The organism is Streptomyces sp. AC602_WCS936 (assembly GCF_019049125.1).
Classification (GTDB): Bacteria; Actinomycetota; Actinomycetes; order Streptomycetales; family Streptomycetaceae; genus Streptomyces.
In genome coordinates this window covers 1-1,652 of sequence record NZ_JAGMUF010000006.1, presented here as the reverse complement: position 1 = coordinate 1,652, position 1,652 = coordinate 1, and the positions used below count along the sequence as shown (strand labels likewise).

Genomic DNA, 1,652 nt, shown 5'->3' with positions numbered 1-1,652 from the left:
AGAGGTCGTTCTCTTTCCGAACCCCGTGTGCGGATTCCGCTGGTCAGGCATGGGAACGCAGGTGTTGCGGAAGTCTCGGCTCGTTACTGGCCGAGATGTTGTGGGGGTGGCGGATGCCGTCGATGCGGGCCGTTCTGGAGGCCCGGCGGAAGGCCGCCGTGGTGAGGGTGGAGGAGCTCGAAGCCGAACTGGAGCGGGTGCGGACGGACTTGGCGGACGCGGAAGAGGTCCTCAGGCGCCGGGTGATCGGTCTCGAGCAGTATCTGGAGGCACTGGCCGAGGAGGAGAGGCCCGCGGAGGTGACCGTCGTGTCGCGCAGGAGGCCGGTCGGGCCGCGACGGGCGGTGCCGCACCGGGAGAACGCGGCCGGGGTCGAGGACCTGTCGGTGGACTACCAGGCGGTAATGGTCGCCGCGGCGGACGCGGGAGCCGATGGGCTCGGTGCCCGGCGGGCAGCGGTGGTGCTCGGCTGGGACAGCGCGTCCGCTTCCCGCGTCGAGGGCGCGAGAGCACGTCTGAAGAGGCTGGTGGAACGGGGCTGGCTGGTGGAGATGAAGCCGGGACGGTTCACGCTGCCGGCATCGGAGCAGACCCAGGACGCTGACGCTGTCGGACGGCCAGGCGGCGGTTCATGAGTGCGATCATCGACCACCGGATGACGGCTTCGCTGGTGTCGGTGCGTCGTTCGTAGTCCCGGACCAGGCGTCGGCTGCGCAGGAGCCAGGCGAAGGATCTTTCCACGACCCAGCGGCGGGGCAGGACCTGAAAACCTTGGACGTCTTCGTGGCGGCGGACGACGTCGAGGACGAGTCCGAGGTGCTGGGCAGCCCAGTCCTGGAGGTGGCCGCGGTAACCGCCGTCCGCCCAGATCTTCGAAAGCCGTCGCAAACGGCTCCTCGCCGTGGGCAGCAGGATGCGGGCAGCATCCCGGTCGGTGGTGGACGCCGGCGTGACAGCTACGTCCAGCAGGAGTCCGAGGGTGTCGGTGAGCAGGTGCCGCTTGCGCCCGTTGATCTTCTTCCCAGCATCGAAGCCCCGTGAGCCGTAAGCCACGGTGGCATCCCCCTTCACCGACTGGGAATCGATGACCGCCGCACTCGGCTCCGGTGCCCGGCCCTCTGCCCGGCGGACCGCCTGGTGCAGGCGTTCATGCAGTTCGCTCACCAGCCCCGTATCCCGCCAGCGGGCGAAGAAGGCATACACCCGAGGCCAGGGCGGGAAGTCCGCGGGCATCGCCCGCCACTTGATGCCGTTGTCGACGACGTAACGCACTGCGTCGATCATCTGCCGGTGGCAGTACCCCTCCGGACGGCCGCCCCGACCCGCCAGCCAACCCGGAACCGGCAGCAGATCCCGCACCAGGAACCACTCGGCATCGCTCATGTCCGAGCCGTATCGGGGCCGGCGATCCGGCCGGTCGGCCGCGTTCCCGAACCTGTGGGCGAGACAGTCACACCCAGGAGTGGACGGACTGGACCCGGCAACGCTGACCACGCGACACTTCGACAACAGGGCCTCTTGCTTCTCGCTGGACTCGACAACCGCGAGCTACCAAGAGGCCCTTCTTCCATGCCTGCCGACCGGCCAACTCACCCGAATCAGCATGCTGTTCGAACCCCGCCGACCACGCGAGCGGATAGCGAACAGCCAGT

Annotated in this window: 2 protein-coding genes; one reads left to right on the top strand and one right to left on the bottom strand. The window is 68.6% G+C overall.

Translation table 11 applies throughout. The features are described 5' to 3' along the window. Positions 1-122: 122 nt before the first annotated feature. On the top strand, positions 123-635 hold the full coding sequence (locus KUM03_RS02490; protein ID WP_217245346.1) for a hypothetical protein: 513 nt from the start codon (positions 123-125) through the stop codon (positions 633-635). Here KUM03_RS02490 and KUM03_RS02485 read toward each other — a convergent pair. Continuing rightward, on the bottom strand, positions 568-1,383 hold the full coding sequence (locus KUM03_RS02485) for an IS5 family transposase (RefSeq protein WP_254398736.1): 816 nt from the start codon (positions 1,381-1,383) through the stop codon (positions 568-570). The two genes, KUM03_RS02490 and KUM03_RS02485, sit on opposite strands and share 68 nt — an antisense overlap. Between the last annotated feature and the right edge of the window lie 269 nt (positions 1,384-1,652).